General features: G+C 34.1%; 20 protein-coding genes. 8 read left to right on the plus strand and 12 right to left on the minus strand.

Annotated features, from left to right (window positions below; translation table 11 throughout):
- Positions 1–7: 7 nt before the first annotated feature.
- The 6 genes from tsaD to CLAN_RS06975 all read right to left on the minus strand — a co-directional run bounded on the left by tsaD (position 8) and on the right by CLAN_RS06975 (position 4889).
- Positions 8–1006 (minus strand): tRNA (adenosine(37)-N6)-threonylcarbamoyltransferase complex transferase subunit TsaD, encoded by a 999-nt coding sequence (gene tsaD / locus CLAN_RS06950; protein ID WP_100590911.1) that lies wholly within the window; start codon positions 1004–1006, stop codon positions 8–10.
- The gene (locus tag CLAN_RS06955; protein ID WP_415270433.1) at positions 1003–2286 is read right to left on the minus strand and encodes a M99 family carboxypeptidase catalytic domain-containing protein; all 1284 of its coding nucleotides are present in this window, start codon (positions 2284–2286) and stop codon (positions 1003–1005) included. The genes tsaD and CLAN_RS06955 overlap by 4 nt, the downstream gene beginning before the upstream one ends.
- A gap of 67 nt (positions 2287–2353) precedes the next feature.
- Complete coding sequence (dxr, locus tag CLAN_RS06960) at positions 2354–3445, minus strand: 1-deoxy-D-xylulose-5-phosphate reductoisomerase (protein WP_100590913.1); 1092 nt, start codon at positions 3443–3445, stop codon at positions 2354–2356.
- The gene (locus tag CLAN_RS06965; protein WP_096014317.1) at positions 3442–4185 is read right to left on the minus strand and encodes a phosphatidate cytidylyltransferase; all 744 of its coding nucleotides are present in this window, start codon (positions 4183–4185) and stop codon (positions 3442–3444) included. Before CLAN_RS06965 ends, dxr begins: the two co-directional genes overlap by 4 nt.
- Before the next feature lie 55 nt (positions 4186–4240).
- The gene (locus tag CLAN_RS06970) at positions 4241–4552 is read right to left on the minus strand and encodes a hypothetical protein (protein WP_096023096.1); all 312 of its coding nucleotides are present in this window, start codon (positions 4550–4552) and stop codon (positions 4241–4243) included.
- 1 nt (position 4553) lies between these two features.
- Positions 4554–4889, minus strand: coding sequence for a hypothetical protein (locus CLAN_RS06975; RefSeq protein WP_096015699.1), 336 nt, complete (start codon positions 4887–4889; stop codon positions 4554–4556).
- Positions 4890–5024: 135 nt separating this feature from the next.
- Here CLAN_RS06975 and CLAN_RS06980 point away from each other — a divergent pair, with 135 nt between their 5' ends.
- The 4 genes from CLAN_RS06980 (at position 5025) to CLAN_RS06995 (ending at position 8508) form a co-directional block, all read left to right on the plus strand.
- The gene (locus CLAN_RS06980) at positions 5025–5966 is read left to right on the plus strand and encodes a D-2-hydroxyacid dehydrogenase (protein WP_096017735.1); all 942 of its coding nucleotides are present in this window, start codon (positions 5025–5027) and stop codon (positions 5964–5966) included.
- Positions 5959–6456 (plus strand): YajQ family cyclic di-GMP-binding protein, encoded by a 498-nt coding sequence (locus CLAN_RS06985; RefSeq protein WP_096014313.1) that lies wholly within the window; start codon positions 5959–5961, stop codon positions 6454–6456. The genes CLAN_RS06980 and CLAN_RS06985 overlap by 8 nt, the downstream gene beginning before the upstream one ends.
- Before the next feature lie 10 nt (positions 6457–6466).
- Complete coding sequence (locus CLAN_RS06990; RefSeq protein ID WP_096021880.1) at positions 6467–7132, plus strand: thioredoxin domain-containing protein; 666 nt, start codon at positions 6467–6469, stop codon at positions 7130–7132.
- A gap of 74 nt (positions 7133–7206) precedes the next feature.
- Complete coding sequence (locus tag CLAN_RS06995) at positions 7207–8508, plus strand: coproporphyrinogen III oxidase family protein (protein WP_100590914.1); 1302 nt, start codon at positions 7207–7209, stop codon at positions 8506–8508.
- 2 nt (positions 8509–8510) lie between these two features.
- On the opposite strand, the gene CLAN_RS07000 is transcribed toward CLAN_RS06995, so the two are convergent.
- The gene (locus tag CLAN_RS07000) at positions 8511–9341 is read right to left on the minus strand and encodes a peptidylprolyl isomerase (protein ID WP_100590915.1); all 831 of its coding nucleotides are present in this window, start codon (positions 9339–9341) and stop codon (positions 8511–8513) included.
- 71 nt (positions 9342–9412) lie between these two features.
- Here CLAN_RS07000 and gltX point away from each other — a divergent pair, with 71 nt between their 5' ends.
- Together gltX and CLAN_RS07010 are read left to right on the plus strand one after the other, a co-directional pair.
- Positions 9413–10792: a glutamate--tRNA ligase gene (gene gltX / locus CLAN_RS07005; RefSeq protein ID WP_100590916.1), complete on the plus strand. Its 1380-nt coding sequence runs from the start codon at positions 9413–9415 to the stop codon at positions 10790–10792.
- A 190-nt stretch (positions 10793–10982) separates the two neighbouring features.
- Positions 10983–12230, plus strand: a complete 1248-nt coding sequence (locus tag CLAN_RS07010; RefSeq protein WP_100590917.1) for a malic enzyme-like NAD(P)-binding protein — start codon at positions 10983–10985, stop codon at positions 12228–12230.
- Positions 12231–12360: 130 nt separating this feature from the next.
- On the opposite strand, the gene CLAN_RS07015 is transcribed toward CLAN_RS07010, so the two are convergent.
- Both CLAN_RS07015 and CLAN_RS07020 read right to left on the minus strand, forming a co-directional pair.
- The gene (locus tag CLAN_RS07015; RefSeq protein WP_415270422.1) at positions 12361–12801 is read right to left on the minus strand and encodes a DUF411 domain-containing protein; all 441 of its coding nucleotides are present in this window, start codon (positions 12799–12801) and stop codon (positions 12361–12363) included.
- 69 nt (positions 12802–12870) lie between these two features.
- Positions 12871–14589 carry a hypothetical protein gene (locus CLAN_RS07020; protein WP_100590918.1) on the minus strand — a complete coding sequence of 573 codons (1719 nt, stop codon included), beginning with the start codon at positions 14587–14589 and terminating at the stop codon, positions 12871–12873.
- 386 nt (positions 14590–14975) lie between these two features.
- Here CLAN_RS07020 and CLAN_RS07025 point away from each other — a divergent pair, with 386 nt between their 5' ends.
- Together CLAN_RS07025 and gdhA are read left to right on the plus strand one after the other, a co-directional pair.
- The gene (locus tag CLAN_RS07025) at positions 14976–15650 is read left to right on the plus strand and encodes an MqnA/MqnD/SBP family protein (RefSeq protein ID WP_100590919.1); all 675 of its coding nucleotides are present in this window, start codon (positions 14976–14978) and stop codon (positions 15648–15650) included.
- Between the two features lie 118 nt (positions 15651–15768).
- Positions 15769–17133, plus strand: a complete 1365-nt coding sequence (gdhA, locus tag CLAN_RS07030) for an NADP-specific glutamate dehydrogenase (RefSeq protein WP_100590920.1) — start codon at positions 15769–15771, stop codon at positions 17131–17133.
- 269 nt (positions 17134–17402) lie between these two features.
- Here the strand turns inward: gdhA and CLAN_RS07035 are convergent, their stop codons facing one another.
- From CLAN_RS07035 to CLAN_RS07045, 3 genes are read right to left on the minus strand one after another with little or no spacing between them, the layout of a single operon-like run.
- Complete coding sequence (locus CLAN_RS07035; RefSeq protein ID WP_100590921.1) at positions 17403–18407, minus strand: alanine racemase; 1005 nt, start codon at positions 18405–18407, stop codon at positions 17403–17405.
- Positions 18400–18639: a CmeU family protein gene (gene cmeU, locus CLAN_RS07040; RefSeq protein WP_096019349.1), complete on the minus strand. Its 240-nt coding sequence runs from the start codon at positions 18637–18639 to the stop codon at positions 18400–18402. Before cmeU ends, CLAN_RS07035 begins: the two co-directional genes overlap by 8 nt.
- A gap of 3 nt (positions 18640–18642) precedes the next feature.
- Positions 18643–19611 carry a L,D-transpeptidase family protein gene (locus tag CLAN_RS07045; protein ID WP_096014303.1) on the minus strand — a complete coding sequence of 323 codons (969 nt, stop codon included), beginning with the start codon at positions 19609–19611 and terminating at the stop codon, positions 18643–18645.
- Between the last annotated feature and the right edge of the window lie 43 nt (positions 19612–19654).

Below are 19654 nucleotides of genomic sequence, written 5' to 3' on the forward strand. Positions count from 1 at the left end.
AATTATATCATAAATAAATTGAGCTTAAGCTTGATCTAGGGCTAATTTTTAGCTCATTTATATTAGCAAATCTGCCTTTTTGATACTTTGCTATACCTGCTCTTGCTATCATAACTGCATTATCACTACAAAATTCCATCGGCGCAACTAGCAAATTCATATCAAAATTCTCACAAAGCTCAAGCAACCTAGCCCTCAAATACAAATTCGCACTCGCCCCACCCACGACACCTAAATTCGCAAATTTCACACTCTCACACACTCTTTTAAGCTTATCTATAATATGCTCACAAGCCGCCTTCTCAAATCCAGCTGCGATATCAGCAAAATCGCTATTAGAGTTATTAAGGCTCTTTTCTATCTCTATTCTAACTTGATTTTTTAATCCTGAAAAGCTATATTCTAATCTCTTATCGCCTTTTAGTGGAATTGTAAATTTATATCTATCATTTGTTGATTTTTTGGCTAAATTCTCTATAATCGCTCCACCAGGATAGCCAAAGCCCATCATCTTAGCCACCTTATCAAAGCTCTCACCAAAGCTATCATCACTAGTAGACACAAGGGTCTTGATATCGCCCTTTTCATCGATATACAAAACCATAGTATGCCCACCACTGACTAAAAGCACCCCAAGAGGTAACTTCTCATCTGAGTTTAAAAACAAAGAGTATATATGCCCAACTAAGTGATTTATCTCAATTAATGGCGAATTTAGCCCCACGCTAAGTGCTTTAGCCACGCTCACACCACTAACTAAGCTAACGCTAAGCCCAGGGCTATTTGTCACAGCGATCGCTTTAATATCTTTAAAATATGGCTTAATATCTTTAATTAAATTTGGGAAAGCCCCAGTGTGTAATCTAGCAGCTAGTTCAGGGACTACGCCGCCATATTTACTATGCTCTAGCTCTTGAGTTATTTTTTTATGATATATGAGATTGAATTTTAGATCCAAAAGCGCCACAGAGCTATCATCACAGCTACTCTCAATTCCTAAAATCACTTAGCAAACTCCACCAAAATCATACCGATAAATTTATCCTTTTTATCTGAAATTTCGTAAAATTCAACCCTATAAATTTGCCCCTTTTTATCCATTGAAAAGCGTGATTTTATCATATCTTTGGTAATTTTAATCCCGCTTTCATCTACTATGGTTGTTCCATATCCTATTATATTTGCTCTTATTTTATCTTTTGGGATTATCATAAAGCTATTATTTACTACAATTTTTTGACCTAATTTAACACTCTTAACCTCATCATTATCGATCTTAATACTAGTCTCATCAACTAAATTTGAATACTCAAAATACTCTGGCGTAAATCTCGTAACTATGGTATTGCCATAATGGATGTTGTATTCATTTTGATTTTTACTCAATGCCACAAGCGCATTATCGCAATCAATTTTTAGCTCACCACTACTTGGAAGTGGGATATATCCTAATCTAGCTTTTGGAGAATGAAACAAAAACTTACCACACACAAGCACAGATAAATCTTCATCTAAGGCTCTCTTAACCCCTTGAGGCGTTAGCTCAAATTTGCGTTTAAACTCTATCCCAGCTAATTTCAAATACTCTTCAACCGCACTCAAATGATAATATACACGCTCATGTATCGGCAGAGTCTTACTAGCTTCATTGGCGTAAGCTGCTTTGCCGTTTTTGATAGCGAAATATGATAGGCTTTTTAGCATCTCTTTGTCGCCTTCGGCGGTGCGTGTATTGCGAAGATGATATTTGTGGATTGGGTTTAAAAGCTTATCATTTAATCTCTCTACTACTTTATTGGCGTTTTTTTCTAAGTCCCCATATATGGCACCATCAAGAGCAATTTGATCAATTATAACGATATTTCCCCAGCGGTTTGGGTTCATTGTTGGATTTATATATTTTGGGCGATAAAATCCACTTCCATCATGCAAATTCACAAGCATAGTGATATTTGGCTCTAAAACCAAAGATTTAATCTGCTCTACTATATCTTTTTCAGGATCTTTATCTGAGATAATATCAAATTTACGATTCATATCACCATTTACGCCACGGGACTTTTTAATTATGCTTGGCATATTTAAATTTGGCACCACATATAAAGACCCAGATGTGATCTCATAACCACGAGCTAGCAAATTTGCTGACATAAATCCGCCCGGCTCATCACCTTGGATCCCTCCTGTAACAAGCACAGTGTTATTATCATCGACTCCTAGCTTTATCAATGTGAATTTAGCATAAGCACCACTAACAAAGATAAAAATTGTTAAAAATATAATGATACTACGCAACATAATTTCCTTTAATTTTGCTATATTTTAATAAGTTTTTGTTAAAAATTAGTAAAATTTAAGCCATATATCTATCTTTTATATACTCTCTCACCTTTTGATTTATCTCAATTACAGACTCAACGCTATCAAGTTTAAAACTACCAAATTTATCCAAAGCATCAAAAATCGCATTACTAATAGAGATAAAATTCACTCTTTTATTCAAAAATCCAGCCACAATCTCATCATTAGCAGCATTGATAATAGCGCCGATTTGCGGATTTTGTAATAATTCATCTTTTAAGCTAAATGCCTTATATCTATCTAAATCAATTGGCTCAAGGGTGATATTTTGCAACAACTTAATATCTAAATTTTCAATTACTCTTTGCTCACCAAGCCCTATGGCGTGGGCTATAGCAAGTCTCATATCAGGCTTTGAGATGTGAGCCGTGCTAGATCCATCTTGGAATTCAATCAATGCGTGGATTAGGGATTTTCTCTCTATATAAGCGTCTATATTTTGGCAACTATATAGCCAAAACGCCTCCACAATCTCAAATAGCTTATTTACCATCGTAGCACTATCAATGGTAATCTTAGCTCCCATACTCCAATTTGGGTGTTTTAGAGCATCTTCTACACTAGCACCTGCTAACGCCGAAATCTCACGATTATAGAAGGCTCCACCGCTAGCTGTGATTATCAATCTATGAATTTTTGGGCGATCCTTTAACATAAATTTAAGCCCAAAATGCTCACTATCAATCGGCGTAATCTTAGAACAATCTAAAAATTTTCCCCCAGCCACAAGGCTCTCTTTGTTTGCCAAAGCTAGATCAAACCCAAGCTCCAAAGCCTTTAAGCTAGGTATCAATCCATCAAATCCCACAAATGCATTTATAAGCTTAGCCCCATGACTTTGCTCATCACAGGCTTTTAAGAATTTCTCTATTCCATCTTTTTTGCTAAAGACAAATTTGTGATTGATTTGAGATTTTAGGCTATCATCGTCTATATATACTAATTTTGGGGCGAATTCTTCTATTTGTGAATTTAAGATTGCCACACTGCTCTTACACGCTAAAGCATCTATCTGTAAGCCATTTTCCCTAGCTAAGTTTAAAGCATTTAGCCCTATGCTCCCACTACTGCCAAGTACTATCATATAAGCACCATATACATAGCTAAAACACCAAACAAATATCCATCCATTCTATCTAAAATTCCACCTTGTTCGCCAAGTATCACACCACTATCTTTCACCCCAGCCAAACGCTTCAAATAGCTCTCAAATAGATCCCCAAAAATACCAAAAACCACCACACTTAAACTACACAAAACCACAATAACAAAAGCCATATCCATCAAAAATAGCCCCGATATCACCCCAAAAGCAACACCAATAATCAATCCACCTATGACGCCCTCTAAAGTCTTATTTGGGCTTGATGGGCTAAAGCTTCTTTTACCAAAAAATTTACCAACAAAATACGCCCCACTATCACTAGCAATCACACTAAAAATAAGCCAAAACAAAGCACTAATACCATAACTTTGATAGACTCCAAATAGCATAAATATCGGCGCAACAGGATAGATAAAAGGCAAAATAAATTTCAAATTATCGCTTTTAATATAGGCCAAAACACTAGCCACAATAACCAAATTTAAAATAATAATCTTAAAAATATCTTGTATCCCACTCACAAATGGAATTATAGTAAAGAATATAAGCGCTATAATAGCCAAAGATCGCTCCTTAATCCCATAAAGATTCAAGCTCTCCAAGACCGCCACAACCAAAATAGCAGCAAAAATTAAGAAATTTAGCCAAAAAATATCTAGCACCGCCACAACCAAAAACGCCACAAATAAGGCCAAACCAGTGATAACTCTCTTTTTCATTAATAATCCTTAAAAAGCTAGATTGTATCTAAATTTAGCTAAAATTAAACCAAATTTATTGTATAAATTTAGCTACTATTTGACGCTTATTATGTAGATCAAAATACCTTATCTCTACTTTTCCAGATTCATTTGGCAATCTACAGCTCAAAGCCCATTTACGAACAACCCTATCTAATGGATTTTTAATCCCATCAATACGACAATCATCTACCAATCTCCCCGCATAAAACACCTGTATATTATTCGTATCACTTCCATATATATAAGCCCCCATCGCTCCACGCTTTGCTACTACTATATCAACCTTAGTTATACTCCCAGCATTTAATATCAGAGCAAAAATAGCTAAAATTATAACTCTCATCTCACACCACTATATCAAGTTTTTTAATCTCTTGGCTTTCATAATTCTCATCACTCTCATCATCTTCATCACTCTCATCATCGCTATGCTTTGGCTTGTGATGGTGGTCGTTTAAATCCTCTTTTTGCGTCTGCTTTTCATGCTCATTTTCGGGATCAATTTTATAAGTTTCTTCAGTAGGTCGAATCTCTTCTACCTCTTTTTTCTTTTCAGCTGCAGCTGCGGCGTTAATCGCCATTTGCATATCTAATTTGGATTGAAAATCACTTTGGACACTTGCTGCTACTGGGGCATTTTGATTGACATAGATAGAATTTGAGATAGGGGTAATTGCCACTTTTTTTCCTTTTTATTTTCTGTATTTTAGCAATAAATCGGCAAATTTAGCAATATTTACAAATTTAAATTTCAAAATTGTCCTTAAATTAATAAAAAAATGTTAATATTAACCCAACTTCAAAAAAGGGAAAATATGAAAATAGTATGTTTAGATGCCGATACTTTGGGCAATGATGTTGATTTAGATAGCGTATTTGGCAAATTTGGCGAGTTTGTCAGCTACAATATGACAGATGAGACTCAAACCATCCAAAGGCTCCAAAACGCCGATATAGTGCTAACAAATAAGGTTTTAATCACCAAAGATGTTATCGCTAAAACAAATTTAAAATTAATTTGCGTAACCGCAACTGGCGTTAATAATATCGATTTAGTAGCTGCCAAAGAGGCTAATATCCCTGTTAAAAATGTCGCTGGATACTCCACTAATAGCGTAGTTCAACAGACTTTTGCCAATATCTTAGCCATTAGAAATAGCACAAGTTACTATGAAAATTATGGCAAAAATAGCGATGGCTGGGCCAAAAGTCCGATATTTGTAAATTTAGATAAACCAATTTTCGAGCTTAGCGGTAAAAAATTTTGCGTTGTTGGGCTTGGTACAATCGGCCTTGAAGTGGCTAAGGTGGCTCAAGCTTTTGGCTGCGAAGTATCCTACTACTCCACAAGTGGCAATAACTCAAATTCAAATTTCAAAAGAGTTAGCTTTGATGAAGTTTTGAAATCTGATATAATCAGCATTCACGCACCACTTAATGAAAATACAAAAAATCTCTTTAACTCTAAGGCTCTTAATCAATTAAAAGATGGAGCGATGCTAGTAAATAGTGGTCGTGGCGGGATTGTAGATGAAGAGTATATGGCTAAATTAATTGATGAGCGTGAAATTTATTTTACCACTGATGTCTTAGAAAAAGAGCCGATAGTGGCTAATCATCCGCTATTAAAGGTCAAAAACAAAGATAGATTGATGATTACTCCGCATATTGCGTGGGCGAGTGTAGAGGCTAGAAGAAAATTAATCGAGCTAAGTGCGAAAAATATAGAAGATTTTATAAAGGATCAAAATGGCTGATATTCATAGTTTTGATATTAGTGCTAGTGTAGATATGATGGAGGTCAAAAATGCCCTTGAAATAGCTAAAAAAGAAGTAGCTAATAGATTTGATTTTAAGGGTTTAAAGGCTGAAATTGAGCTAAATGAAAAGGACAAAACCATAACCCTAATTAGCTCAAGCGACTCAAAAATAGACGCACTAAAAGATATAGTAATAAGCAAACTAATAAAACGAGATATCCCACCAGTTGCCCTAAGTCAAAAGAGCATAGAAAACGCAAGTGGTGGCAATGTTAAATCAATTTTGAAACTAAATGATACCTTAGATAGCGACAATGCCAAAAAGATCACAAAAGCGATAAAAGATGCTAAAATCAAGGTAAATGCCTCCATCAGGGGCGATGAGATTAGAGTTGAGAGCAAGTCGATTGATGATCTACAAAGTGTGATTAAGCTTGTAAAGGGGCTAAATTTAGAGCTTCCTTTGAGTTTTAAAAATCTAAAATAAGGAGTAAATAATGAAATTTAAAAAACTTTTCTTAGCATTTTCTTTGCTATTTGCCATTGGCGCAAATGCTATTAGCGAAGGCAAAGAGTATATCAAACTACCTTCAAACGCAGAGTTTAAAGACGCTTCAAATAGCGTTATTGAGATATTTAGTTATAGCTGTATCCACTGCTATAATCACTTTAAAGCTGGCACGCTTAAATTTGTATCTGAGATGCTACCTGATCTAAAATATGATGAGTGGCAAGTGCGTCAAATGGGCGAATATGGCTTTGAGATGAGTGAAGTTTTAGGCTATGCTAAGAGCTTAGATGATAAAAATGGTCTAAGCACTCTAAGTGCTAAATCAAATTTTCATCAAGTTTTAAAAGGCTTTTTTGAAGATGCTTTTGTGAGTAAAAAAAGATATAAAAACGCCCAAGAATTTTATCAAAGAGCCGTAAATATCCTACAATCAAACGGCGTAAAAGATAGTAGCGTTGAAAATATCTTAAAATACATAAATTCGCAAGAGGGCAAAGCCTATGCTAAATTAACAGACCAAGCCTTAGAAGTGGCTAAAATCAGCGGAACTCCAGGCTTTGTGGTGAATGGCAAATACCTAATCAATATCGAATATGTAAATAGCCAAGAAGAGTTAGTCGAGATAATCTCTGAGATAGTTAAGCTAAAATAGAACTTAAATTTAATATTTAATTTAAAATATCTGCTATAATTTTGCTATTTAAATAAATTTAAAAGTTATAGCAGATGAAACTTATACAAAATTTAGCCCTTAAATATGCGAAATTTTCGCTAAATCGCTCTTTGAAATCGCAATTAAATTTAGATATCTTGCCACACGCCACAACCACCCCACCAGACCCAAGTATAACCTATATGTTATATGCTCATATCCCATTTTGCCATACTTTTTGCCCATATTGTTCATTTCATAAATATGCTTATGACAAAAGCATCGCAAAAGAGTATTTTAAAAATTTGCGTTTAGAAATGGAGCAAATTCACGCCTTAGGGTATAAATTTAACTCCATGTATGTTGGTGGTGGCACTACTTTAATAGATGAAAATGAGCTTATAAAAACACTAGAATTAGCCAAAAGGCTCTTTAATATAGATGAAATTTCATGCGAGAGCGACCCAAGCCACATTGAACCTAATAATCTTAGGCGATTTAAAGGGTTGATTAAGCGTCTAAGTATCGGAGTACAAAGCTTCAATGATGATATCTTAAAAAGAGTTGGTAGATATGATAAATTCGGCTCAAGCCAAGCCCTAATCACAAAGTTAAAAAACGCCGTAGGCATCCTACCCATCACAAGTATAGATCTAATCTTTAACTTCCCAAACCAAACCAAAGATATGCTAATTAATGATATAAATTTAGCTAAAAGTATTGACGCAGATCAAATCACATTTTATCCGCTCATGAAATCCAATCTAACAAAAGCCAAAATAGCTTCTAGCTTAGGTGTAAGCAAATTTGATAATGAGTTTGAGCTTTATACCATCATAGAAGAAAATTTCAAAGATTATCACAAAAATAACGCCTGGTCTTATGCTAAGAATAGATCAAATTTCAATGATGAATATGTCAGCTCAAAGCACGAGTATTTAGGCATCGGAAGTGGTGGATTTAGCTTTATTAATGGCAAGCTTTTTATCAATGCTTTTAATCTAAATGAGTATAATAGCAAAATTCAAAATAACCAAAGCTCCATAATCGCAAGTTGCGAATTCAAACCAAAAGAGCGGATAAAATATCTATTTTTAACTGAAATTTTCAGTGGTTTTATTGATATTAGTAAATTCAATCAAACCAATAAAACAAATCTATTAAAAACGCTAAATATAGAATTAAGATTGCTAAGCCTTGTTGGTGCTATCAAAATCACAGATAATATGATTGAATCTACAAAATTTGGTAGATATTTGTGGGTGAGTTTGATGAAGGAGTTTTACATTGGGATGGATAGAGTAAGAGCCATTTTCAAAGATGACGCAAAGATCAAAAATAGCTCTAAAATAAATATAATGAAAAGCCAAATTTAAGGCTATTTTTGGATATATTTTATATTTGCTTTGGCTTTTAATTTATTGAAATAATCCATCATGGCTATCTCTCTTTCTTGCTCTATCATCTTATCTACAACAGCTTCTTCTACTGCTTCAAATGGCGGCAAAACTGAGCCACTTTTAGATACGATATAAAATCTCTCTAATCCTGATGGAGACTCTAAAATAGGGGTAAATTCGCCATTTTTGGTAGTGTTTAGCGTATAGGCTAATCTTGGAGTGATATTGGCTGAATTTAGAGTTAAATACTCTTTTTCTACCCCTTTTATATCGGCTTTATAATTTTTAGCTTGTCTATTTAAGGCATTAGCGTCATTAGAGATATATCGTATCAAGCTAATACTTCCAAATTGTAAAAACGCTCCCGCATTATTCTCATAAAATCTCCTAGCATTTTGCGGTGTGATATTTTGAGTTGGGGTATTTAAAATCCCAGCATAGAGTCTCTCTTTTTTAATTGAAATTGCCATATCTTCACGGAGTTGCTCATCACTAGTGCCTCGTGATTTTACCGCAGATTTAAAGCCCTCAACGCTCATATTATTGGCTGCGGCTAATTGGGCAATTTTTTGTTCAATCTCAAATTCGCTCACACTTATATTTAGCCTTTTTATCTGAGCTAGCTCAATCTTATCTCTTATTAACAAATTTAAAGCTTCATTTTTATCTAAATTTGTCTTAGCCATCACGCTATTTAGCTCATATGTGGTAATTGGCTCATTATCCACAGTAGCCACCAAACCACCAACATATCTCGCATTAGCACTAATAGCCAAAAATAGCAAAGCAAAAATCAAATTTTTAACCATATAAAACCTTTATTAAAGCAAATTTTGGCTAAAATTATATCCAAATTTCAATTAACATTAGGATAATTATAATGATAACTACAAGATTTGCCCCATCTCCAACTGGATTTTTACACATTGGCGGACTTAGAACCGCACTATATAACTACCTTTTTGCGCGTAAAAATGGTGGCAAGTTCCTTCTTCGCATAGAAGATACAGACTTAAAGCGAAACTCACAAGAAGCAGTAATCGCAATTAGAGAAGCATTTAATTGGTGCGGACTAGACTATGATGGCGATGTAGAGTATCAATCCAAGAGATTTGATATCTACAAAAAATATATTAATCAACTATTAGAAAGCGGCAAAGCTTATAAATGCTACACTACCCAAGAGGAGCTAGCACAGATGAGAGCCGAGGCTGAAGCTAAGAAGTTAAGGCCAAAATATGATGGTAGATATAGAGATTTTACAGGCACACCACCACAAGGCATTGAGCCTGTAATCCGCATAAAAGCCCCACTTGAAGGGGTGATTGAGTTTAAAGATGGCGTAAAGGGTAATGTCAAATTCAACTGTAGCGATATCTTAGATGATTTTATCATCGCTAGAAGTGATGGGTCGCCTACATATAATTTTTGTGTTGTGATAGATGATGCATTGATGGGGGTCACGCATATTATTAGAGGTGATGATCACCTAAGCAACACACCAAAGCAAATTATCTTATATGAGGCTCTTGGATTTAAAATTCCAGAGTTTTTTCATGTGGCGATGATAAATGGTAGCGATGGGTCTAAACTTAGCAAAAGACACGGCGCAACCGATGTGATGGAGTATAAAGATATGGGCTATCTGCCTGAGGCGATTTTAAATTTCTTGGTGCGTTTAGGTTGGAGCCATGGCGATGATGAGATATTTAATTTACACCAAATGATAGAGCTATTTGATCCATATAATCTTAGCAAATCAGCCTCTACTTATAATCAATCTAAATTAGAGTGGCTAAACTCACACTATATAAAATCATTACCATTCGAAAGACTCGCTGATGATATGCTATATTTTGGATTGGATTTTAGAGCTATTGATAAAGGCCATATGCTCCTAGATCTATTAAGAGAGCGATCCAAAACTCTCTTAGAGCTTAAAAATTCAGCCCTAGCCATCATAAATAGACCTACAACCTATGATCCAAATGCTATTAAAAAATTTATAAATGATAGTAACAAAATTTTGCTTGATGAATTTGCCAAATCTCTTGAATTTAAGGAGATGGATGCCAAAGCCATAGAAGAGATGACAAACGAATTTTTAGCCAAAAAAGATAAAAAATTAAAAGACCTAGCCCAACCAATCAGAATCGCAATCACAGGAAGCGCAGTCAGCCCAAGCATCTTTGAAGTGATTGAGATAATCGGCATTGATGAGCTAAAATCAAGAATTCAAAACTTCCTAAAATCTTTATAAAACTTAGCTAGAGCTTAAGGCTCTGGCTTTTATTTTATCAAGTATAGCTTAAATTTACCATTTAATTTACCAAAAGTAACATATAGATAATAAATTTTATCTATTATCTAAATATTTACCTAGAATAAAATAAATTTAAGTTATAATTCTATATTATTTTTAAAATTAAAGTTAAATTTAAGGAAAAACAATGAGTTTAAAGCAAAAAGCTCTTGATTACCACGAAGGTGGAAAGATAGAGATAAATGTCAAAAAACCTTGCGTTAGCGCTGAAGACCTTAGCCTAGCATACTCTCCTGGCGTGGCTGAACCTTGTATAGAGATAGAGTCAAACAACGAATTAGCCTACAAATACACAAACAAAGGCAATCTAGTAGCCGTAATCACAGATAGCACGGCGGTTTTAGGCCTTGGTGATATCGGCGCTATCGCTGGAAAACCTGTTATGGAGGGCAAATCTGTTTTATTTAAAAAATTTGCCAATGTAGATGCCTTTGATATCGAACTTGATGAGAAAGACCCAGATAAGATAGTTGAAATTTGTAAAGCTCTAGCCCCAACTTTTGGTGGTATAAACTTAGAAGATATCGCCGCACCAAAATGCTTTTACATAGAGAAAAAACTTCAAGAAAGCGTAAATATCCCTGTAATGCACGATGATCAGCACGGCACAGCCATCATCACAACGGCGGGATTATTAAACGCTTTAGAGATAAATGGCAAGGATATTAGCACGATCAAAGTCGTAGTAAGCGGTAGCGGAGCAGCCGGAATAGCATGTGCGAAAATGTATCAAAGCGTTGGTGTTAAAAATATAATTATGTGCGATAGCAAGGGCGTTATCCACTCAAAAAGAGATGATTTGACCGAGCAAAAAATGGAATTTGCCATAGATACAGATGATAGAACTTTGGGCGATGCTTTAAGGGGTGCTGATATGTTTTTAGGCCTTTCTAAAGCCAAACTTCTAACGCCTGATATGGTAAAAAGCATGGCAAATAATCCTATAATCTTCGCTCTAGCCAATCCAGAGCCAGAGATCAGACCAGAGATCGCTCATGAGATTAGAGATGATATCATCATCGGTACAGGCAGAAGCGACTATCCAAATCAGGTAAATAATGTCTTAGGATTTCCATTTATATTTCGTGGTGCGCTCGATGTAAGAGCGACAAAGATCACCGAAAATATGAAAATAGCCGCCGCTATTGCCCTAGCCAAACTAGCCAAAGAGAGTGTCCCTAGTGAAGTTTGTAAAGCTTATAATGTAAGTCAAATTAAATTTGGCAAAGATTATATAATCCCAAAACCATTTGACCCTAGAGTTTTATTCACAATTGCTCCAGCTGTGGCAAAAGCCGCTGTAGAAGATGGAGTGGCACTGATAAAAGAATTTGATGAGAGTGCTTATGTACAAAGGCTGAAAAATTTATTTTAACTTATAAATTTAGTGATAACTGCTTATAATCATGCAGTTATCACTATCAAAATTAAATTTCATTAATATTTTATATAAATTTTTTCTTAATTTAAATTTATTTAATACTAAATTTAAATTTCATAACAAATTAAATCTTTTTATCACCCTTATAATATCCAAAAATCTCACTTGAGCCATCATTTTTCATCAAAATTACAGAATATATCTCCTCTATTCCTTGCTCCATCCCAGGACTTCCCATAGGCATACCAGGGGCTGAAATTCCTATCACACCATTAGGTTTATTTTCTAATAACCAATCCACAACGCTACTAGGCACATGCCCTTCAATAGCGTAACCATCGATAACCCCTGTGTGACAACTTTGATACTCATCTTTGATATTTAATTTTTCTTTAATTTTTATAAAATCATCACTAGCATGAGAGCTGATTTTATAGCCATTTTTCTCCATATAACTTTCCCAAAGCCCACAACAACCACATGATGGCGACTTATAAACATGGATTAATCTCTCTTGAGCAAACAAAGGTAGAGCCAAAGCAAGAGCAAAAATATACTTTTTCACTATTTTTCCTTTTAGATTTTTTATCTTTATAATAATACTTTTTTATAATAAACAGATACTAAAGCTATTTTAAACCCAAATTCTAAGCGGTTTTGGGTAAAATTTATCCTTATCGTTTATTAAATTTATATCATTTTGATTATTTGGCATAAATCTAGTGTAAATTTGATCTATGATTATGGTTTTACCATCTTTTGTTTGGAGTGCGAATTTGTTATTTGATAGCTTTTTGATTATCTCCACGCCTAGATCTTTTAGGGATTTTATCTCGATTTGCCCTGTGATTTTATCTTGGATTTTAGCTGCGCTCACTACCAAATCTATATCTTGGTTTAGCTCTATTTGAGTGGCGAATTTAGCATTTAAATTTAGCTCTACATCAAAAGCCTTACCGCTATCTTTATAAAGCTCATTTACGATTATCTCCCTTCCGCTGTTAAATTTAAGGGTAAATGTGCCATTTTTATTAATTCTTATAGCTGTTAATGCGTCTGTGTCTTTAAGCATATTTGCGGTATTTGCTCTATCTTTTTCAAAGCTATCTTTAACTTTTTGTAGATTTTCTAAGGTGAAGTTAAGTCCGGTCGCAGAGCTAAATTCACGCTCTATAGATAGCATAACGCTAGATTTTACATTTTGATACCTTGCCTTTGTTTCATCATCAAATTCATTTATATAATCATCTCTATTTTTAAGCTCGCTCATATAATCATTATATAAATTCATAAATCTCGTGTATTGTTGATTTTGATAAGAGTTTTTATCGCTATCTCGCCAATAGTACTCTTTGGTTGTTGTATCAAATACATTATTAAAGCCAAAATTTGTAGTATGCGGATAACTCGATAACTCTTCTAATCTATAACTCCCATCAACTCCTTGCTTAGCATAAGCAATCCCAAGCAATCCATTAAAAGCTCCCAAATTTGAATTTATATCTATCCAGCCATCTTCATCAGCTAGTTTTGAGAGCTCTTTTATATCATTCTCATTCATACTTTCATATCTTACTTCAGGCTTAAAAATAGAGTATGGATTATAATCTTTTAGCGATTGTAATGAGTTTTCATAAGCTTCTATTGTTCCATAATTATCTTTTCGTGCTTCAAGTTTTTTTATAGCATTACTTTTGCTATCTATAAAATCTTTTAAATCTATACTATCAACAACTTCACTAAGCTTTTTTATAATCTCATTTCCATCTTTATCATAAGCTCTTATTTTTAACTTATCAAAGTAATCATCATTTTTATCTACAAATCCATTTCCATCACTATCAAATCTAAAAAGCTGCGAATTTGAGCTAAAGCTTCCAACTCCTAATCTATCATTATCCCCAGCTAAATCTAAAAATAACTCCGCTTTACCAAATTTAGTATCAATTAAATTTGAGTTTGCGTAGGAGTTTAGGTAGTACTCTTGCGGGATTTTGCCATATCGATAATAATCATTATTAAAAAAATATCCACTTTCTGATATACCTTTTATATCTGACGCACCAAATGTTGAATGATAAAAAGCACCACCTAAAATACTCTTTGTTTGTCTAGCGATAAATTCATCTAATGCTTCTTCTTTGGTTTGTGTTTTTGTTCCAAATTTTTGGACTATATTTATGTCTCCGTAAGATCCTGCATAATAATCATAATACTCTATTTTTCTACCAAATCTATCAGTGTTTTCATCTTGTTTTATTTGCTCTGTTTGAGCGAAATTTACTTCTATTTTTGGCAATTTTTGATTAATTTGAATTTGAAATGTATTTGATGATAGTGAGCTAATATTCATTTTAAACCTTTCTTGCGTTGAGCTTTAGGCGAATTAATCGCCCAAAGTTAATTAATATGCCCTAATATCAGCAACTATAAGTTTGCCATTATTAAAATAAAAGATAAAATTATCTGCTGAAAAAAGAGCAGAAACTAAAAAATAATTGCTAAAGCAAACTTTTTCATAAAATCTCTTTTTATTTGAAATATAATCCATAAATCGGCGATAAGAAAAATAGCTTAATATATTTTGATTTATTTAGATACAATCCCTTGCGCTAAGGCTCAAAAATTAAGCAAATTTGGGGTATAATCCATATATTTAATCCAAATTTTAAGCCATAAAGGCTACAAATCTCAGCCTTTAAAGACGCTGAAGATAACACACTAATAAAGGGTTTAAATATGCTATTTGGCAAGATTGATTATCTAAATTTGCTTCCATTTCATGTATTTTTAAAGCGCTACCCACTAAGCAATCAAACTAAAAAATCTATTGAATTCAAAAAAGGCACCCCAGCAAAATTATGCGAAGATCTAAGCAAAAGGCGAATCGATGCCGCCATCATCTCAAGCATAGAGAGCAGAAATCCAAAATACACAAAACTAAATTTAGGAATATGCGCCAAAGGTGCGGTAAAATCAGTCTTAGTGCGTAAAAATAGCCCCAAAAAACTAGACCCCGCATCTAAGAGTTCAAATATGCTTGGTAAAATTTTGTCGCTTAATGGAGAGATAATAATAGGAGATGAAGCATTAAGACAATATATAAAAGATGGTGGGGATAAATTTTATGATATGGGTGAAATTTGGTATCAAAAAACGGGGTTACCTTTTGTTTTTGGGCTATTTTGCTGCAATAAAAATAAAAATTTGTATAAAAAAATTATTAATCAATTCTTAAAGCAAAAAATAAAGATACCAAAATACATACTCAATGAGTATTCAAAAAGTAGAAATATCCATCCAAATATGATTTTATGGTATCTAGAGCATATTAGTTATGGTATCAAAAACAGGGAAAAATTAGCCCTAAAAAAATTTATTTCACTAGCAAAAAAGCATAATTTTCACCCATAAAGTGAGTAAATTTGTAACAATATAACCAAAAATTATCCCAAATTTTTCTATATTAAGATTAAATTTAAGAAAAATTAAATATAATCCAACTACAAACATTTTTACAATAGGAGTTACAATGTCAGTACATGAGTATATCAACCAAACACTTGAAAATATCAAAAAGTCAAGTCCAGGTCAAACAACATTTTTACAAGCCGCTACAGAGGTTTTACATACTTTAGAACCACTTTTAGAAAAAGAGAAAAAGTATCTAGATCACAAAATCATAGATCGTATTGTAATGCCTGAAAGAACTACGATGTTTAGAGTGACTTATATGAATGACAAAAACGAACCTTGCTCACACTTCGGATATCGTGTAGAATTTAACTCTGCTCTTGGACCATATAAAGGTGGTTTGAGATTTCACCCATCAGTATGCCTTGATATCATCAAATTTTTAGGCTTTGAGCAAATCTTTAAAAACTCACTCACAGGCCTTAATATGGGCGGCGGTAAAGGCGGCGCAAATTTCGATCCAAAAGGCAAAAGCGATGGCGAGATTATGAGATTTTGTCAAGCTTTTATGAATGAATTATACAAATTAATCGGCGATGTAAAAGATGTTCCAGCTGGCGATATCGGCGTTGGTGGTCGTGAAATTGGCTATATGTTTGGTCAATATAAAAAACTAACAAATCGCTTTGATGGTGCTTTGACTGGTAAAGGACTAGACTGGGGTGGTAGCTTAGTAAGGGTAGAAGCTACTGGTTATGGCTCAGTATATTTCGCTCAAGAGATGCTTAAAAAACAAAATAGCAGCCTAGAAGGCAAAAAATGTTCAATAAGCGGTGCTGGCAATGTGGCTATATATACAGCTCAAAAACTATATCAACTTGGCGCACTTCCTATAACAGTTAGTGATTCAACTGGATTTATCTATGATAGCGAAGGTATCGATGTAGAGCTATTAAAACGCATTAAAGAGGTTGAGAGAAAAGGCCTTAGCGAGTACGCAGCGGCTAAACCAAGTGCAAAATTCACTCCAGTTAGCGAGTATAAAGCTGGTACAAATGGAATTTGGAGTGTTCCATGTGATGCTGCATTCCCAAGTGCTACACAAAATGAGCTAAATTTAGAAGATATCACAACTCTTTATAATAATGGTTGTAGATTGGTTTGTGAGGGTGCAAATATGCCTAGCACACTTGAGGCTATTGACTTTATGCTTAGCAAAAAAGATTTCTTATTTGGTCCTGCTAAGGCTGCAAATGCTGGCGGCGTGGCAACTAGTGGATTAGAAATGGCACAAAACGCAAGTATGCAAAAATGGACTTTCGATGAAGTAGATAGCAAACTTCACCGAATTATGACAAATATCTTTGAAGCTAGTTATGAAACTTCTGTTGAATTTGGCGTACCGGGCAACCTTGTTCTAGGAGCAAATATCGCAGGATTTAGAAAAGTCGCTGATGCGATGATCGATCAAGGATATGTATAACAACTCTAGCCGACAATGCGTCGGCTGAGCCATTATGTGGTTCAAAATTAAAAATCAAATAACCGAAGAAATTCAATCATCTAAAATCTGAATTTAAATAACAGAATTTTATTAATCTAAAAAATCACTTAATCTAAAATTATTTAGTTTGTTTAATCTAAAAAAATTGATTTGAATTTAATAATCTGAAATTTATTAACCAAAATTTGGTTAATCTAAATTTGCTTAGTCTAAAAAATTTAATAATCTAAATCTAAAAATTTAAACAATCACTCCACCACTCTTCTAGTAATCGTAGGGCTAAGTTTGACTAAAATATCATAATTAATAGTCCCAAAAAATTCCGCCCAAATATCAGCATTATCAAATACGCAGATTCTCTCACCCATATCTATAGAGCTAAAGCTATCCATAGACATCTTGCCTAAGATAGGTTTGCCATTAGCTAAATATAACTCGCCTTTGCCGTTATAACGAAGCAACCCATCGCCATAGCCAAGATCGTATGTAGCGATATTCATATCACTTGTAGCCGTAAATGTCCCGCCATAGCCCACGCTTTGACCGGTGTGAAGGACTCTAGAGCTTATGCGATCAGCATAGAGACTAAGCACCCTTTTTAGCCCTAAGCTATCATTAAATCCAAAATACCCAAATTGCGCCATTCCAGCACGGACATACTCATCGCCTATATCTGCACTTCTCTCAATTGCGGCTGAGTTGTGAGAGTGAAATATCAACTCACCTTTAAAAAGCTTTTTGATTTTGGTTTTGGCGGTATTGAAATTATCTTTTTGTACAAAGTAATCCCCACCATGCTCATCACTAGCTCTAAAATGAGTAAAGGCACCTTTTAAGATTAAATTTCGCTTTTTAATGATATTAATCGCTTCTTCAATTTCATCTATATTAATGCCATTTCTATGCATCAAAGTATCGATAGCAAGGTGAATTTGGGTTTTGGGTTTGATGAGTTCTAAGGCTCTAAGCTCATTAATAGCATAGATAAACTCACCGCTCTCATTGCCATTTGGTAGATGAGAAAGCACAATTATATGATCAAATAATTCTGATAGCTCTTTTGCTTCAAACTCACTCTTCACGCAAGCTATTTTAATCCCAAATTCACTAGCGATCTTACCCATCAAAAGCGCCCCATGCCCATAAGCATTGTCTTTTAATACAGCGATGATTCTATCTTTGGAGCCAATTTTGTTAGCTATTTGAGTTAGATTGTGAGTATAAGCACTCTTTGAGAGTAAAATCTCAGACATTAAAGCTCAAATCAAATTTTTTATAGATATGTGGTAGCATCTTTCTTATGGCATAATCATATGCGTAAAACTCTTTATATAGTGCTTTTAGACTTGGTTCATTACAAGCATCAAAGTCAAAAGCCGTGCTATTTCCCTTTTTAGGCACACTCGCATCCAAAACTTCAAAAAATCTCCCCCTAGCGGCCAAAAACTCTTCAATCTGTTTTTTTACTAGCTCTTTTTCATCCATATTTTACTCCTCTACTAAAATTTTCATCTTATTATCCGCTACTTCTACATATAGAGTTTTATCACCATTGAAGTTATATGAATCGGCTCTATATTTTTCGCTGAAATTTACACGATATATATTTTTATCATCTGTATTTGGATATGGAGTTATATTGAAGTTTTGGAATTCAATTATTTTGCTCTCATTTTTGCTAAAAACTCTCTTTTTCATCTGAGTAAATTCAGCCAACTTCATCCCATCAAAACGGCGAAAATCACTATGATAAAATCCTATATATCTATCCAAATCACTCTTAGTCCAAGCATCCTTCCACGCAAATAACTCAGCCAAAATCACCGCTATATCATCTCTATTGGATTTTGGTGCGCCCTTTTCGCTTATGATTACTATGGCTTTGTTGTTTTGGACGATATCTTCAAAATTTTCTAAAATATCATTTTTCATAGCCAAGCAACCTTTAGTCTCTAGCTCATTTTCTCTTACATCGCCCTCCATAGGATATCCGTGTATCCATATACCGCTGCCTGTTCTTTTGCGAAGTTTGTCATATAAATTTGGATAAGATAAGCTAAATGCCACTGGCCCATAATATGTAGTAGGCGGGGTAAATCTGCGTGTAATATCATATACGCCAACTGGGGTTTTCAAATCCCCTTCTAATAGCTTTTCACCCATTAATCCAGTAATCATCTCATTATTTTGAAGCTCTTTTATCTTGCCATTTTCATATTGGTTAATTGATATATTTTTAGCTGTTTTATCGGCTACTATAATTAACCTGCTTTTATCGTCGTGATAGCCATATCTTAAATCCTTATCTTTTAAGCTATCGCTCCAATATTTTGGGCTTTGTAAATTTTTTTCTATTTTGTCTTGGACGGCTTTTATACCACCTTTTAGATATAGATCTTCTAACTCACCACCAAATAAATAGATAGCTGTTAATAATAAAACTAGTAATTTTTTCACTATTTTAACCTTCAAGTAATTTAATATTTAAGTGCGAAATTAT

The sequence above is a fragment of the Campylobacter lanienae NCTC 13004 genome (genome assembly GCF_002139935.1).
Taxonomy (GTDB): domain Bacteria; phylum Campylobacterota; class Campylobacteria; order Campylobacterales; family Campylobacteraceae; genus Campylobacter; species Campylobacter lanienae.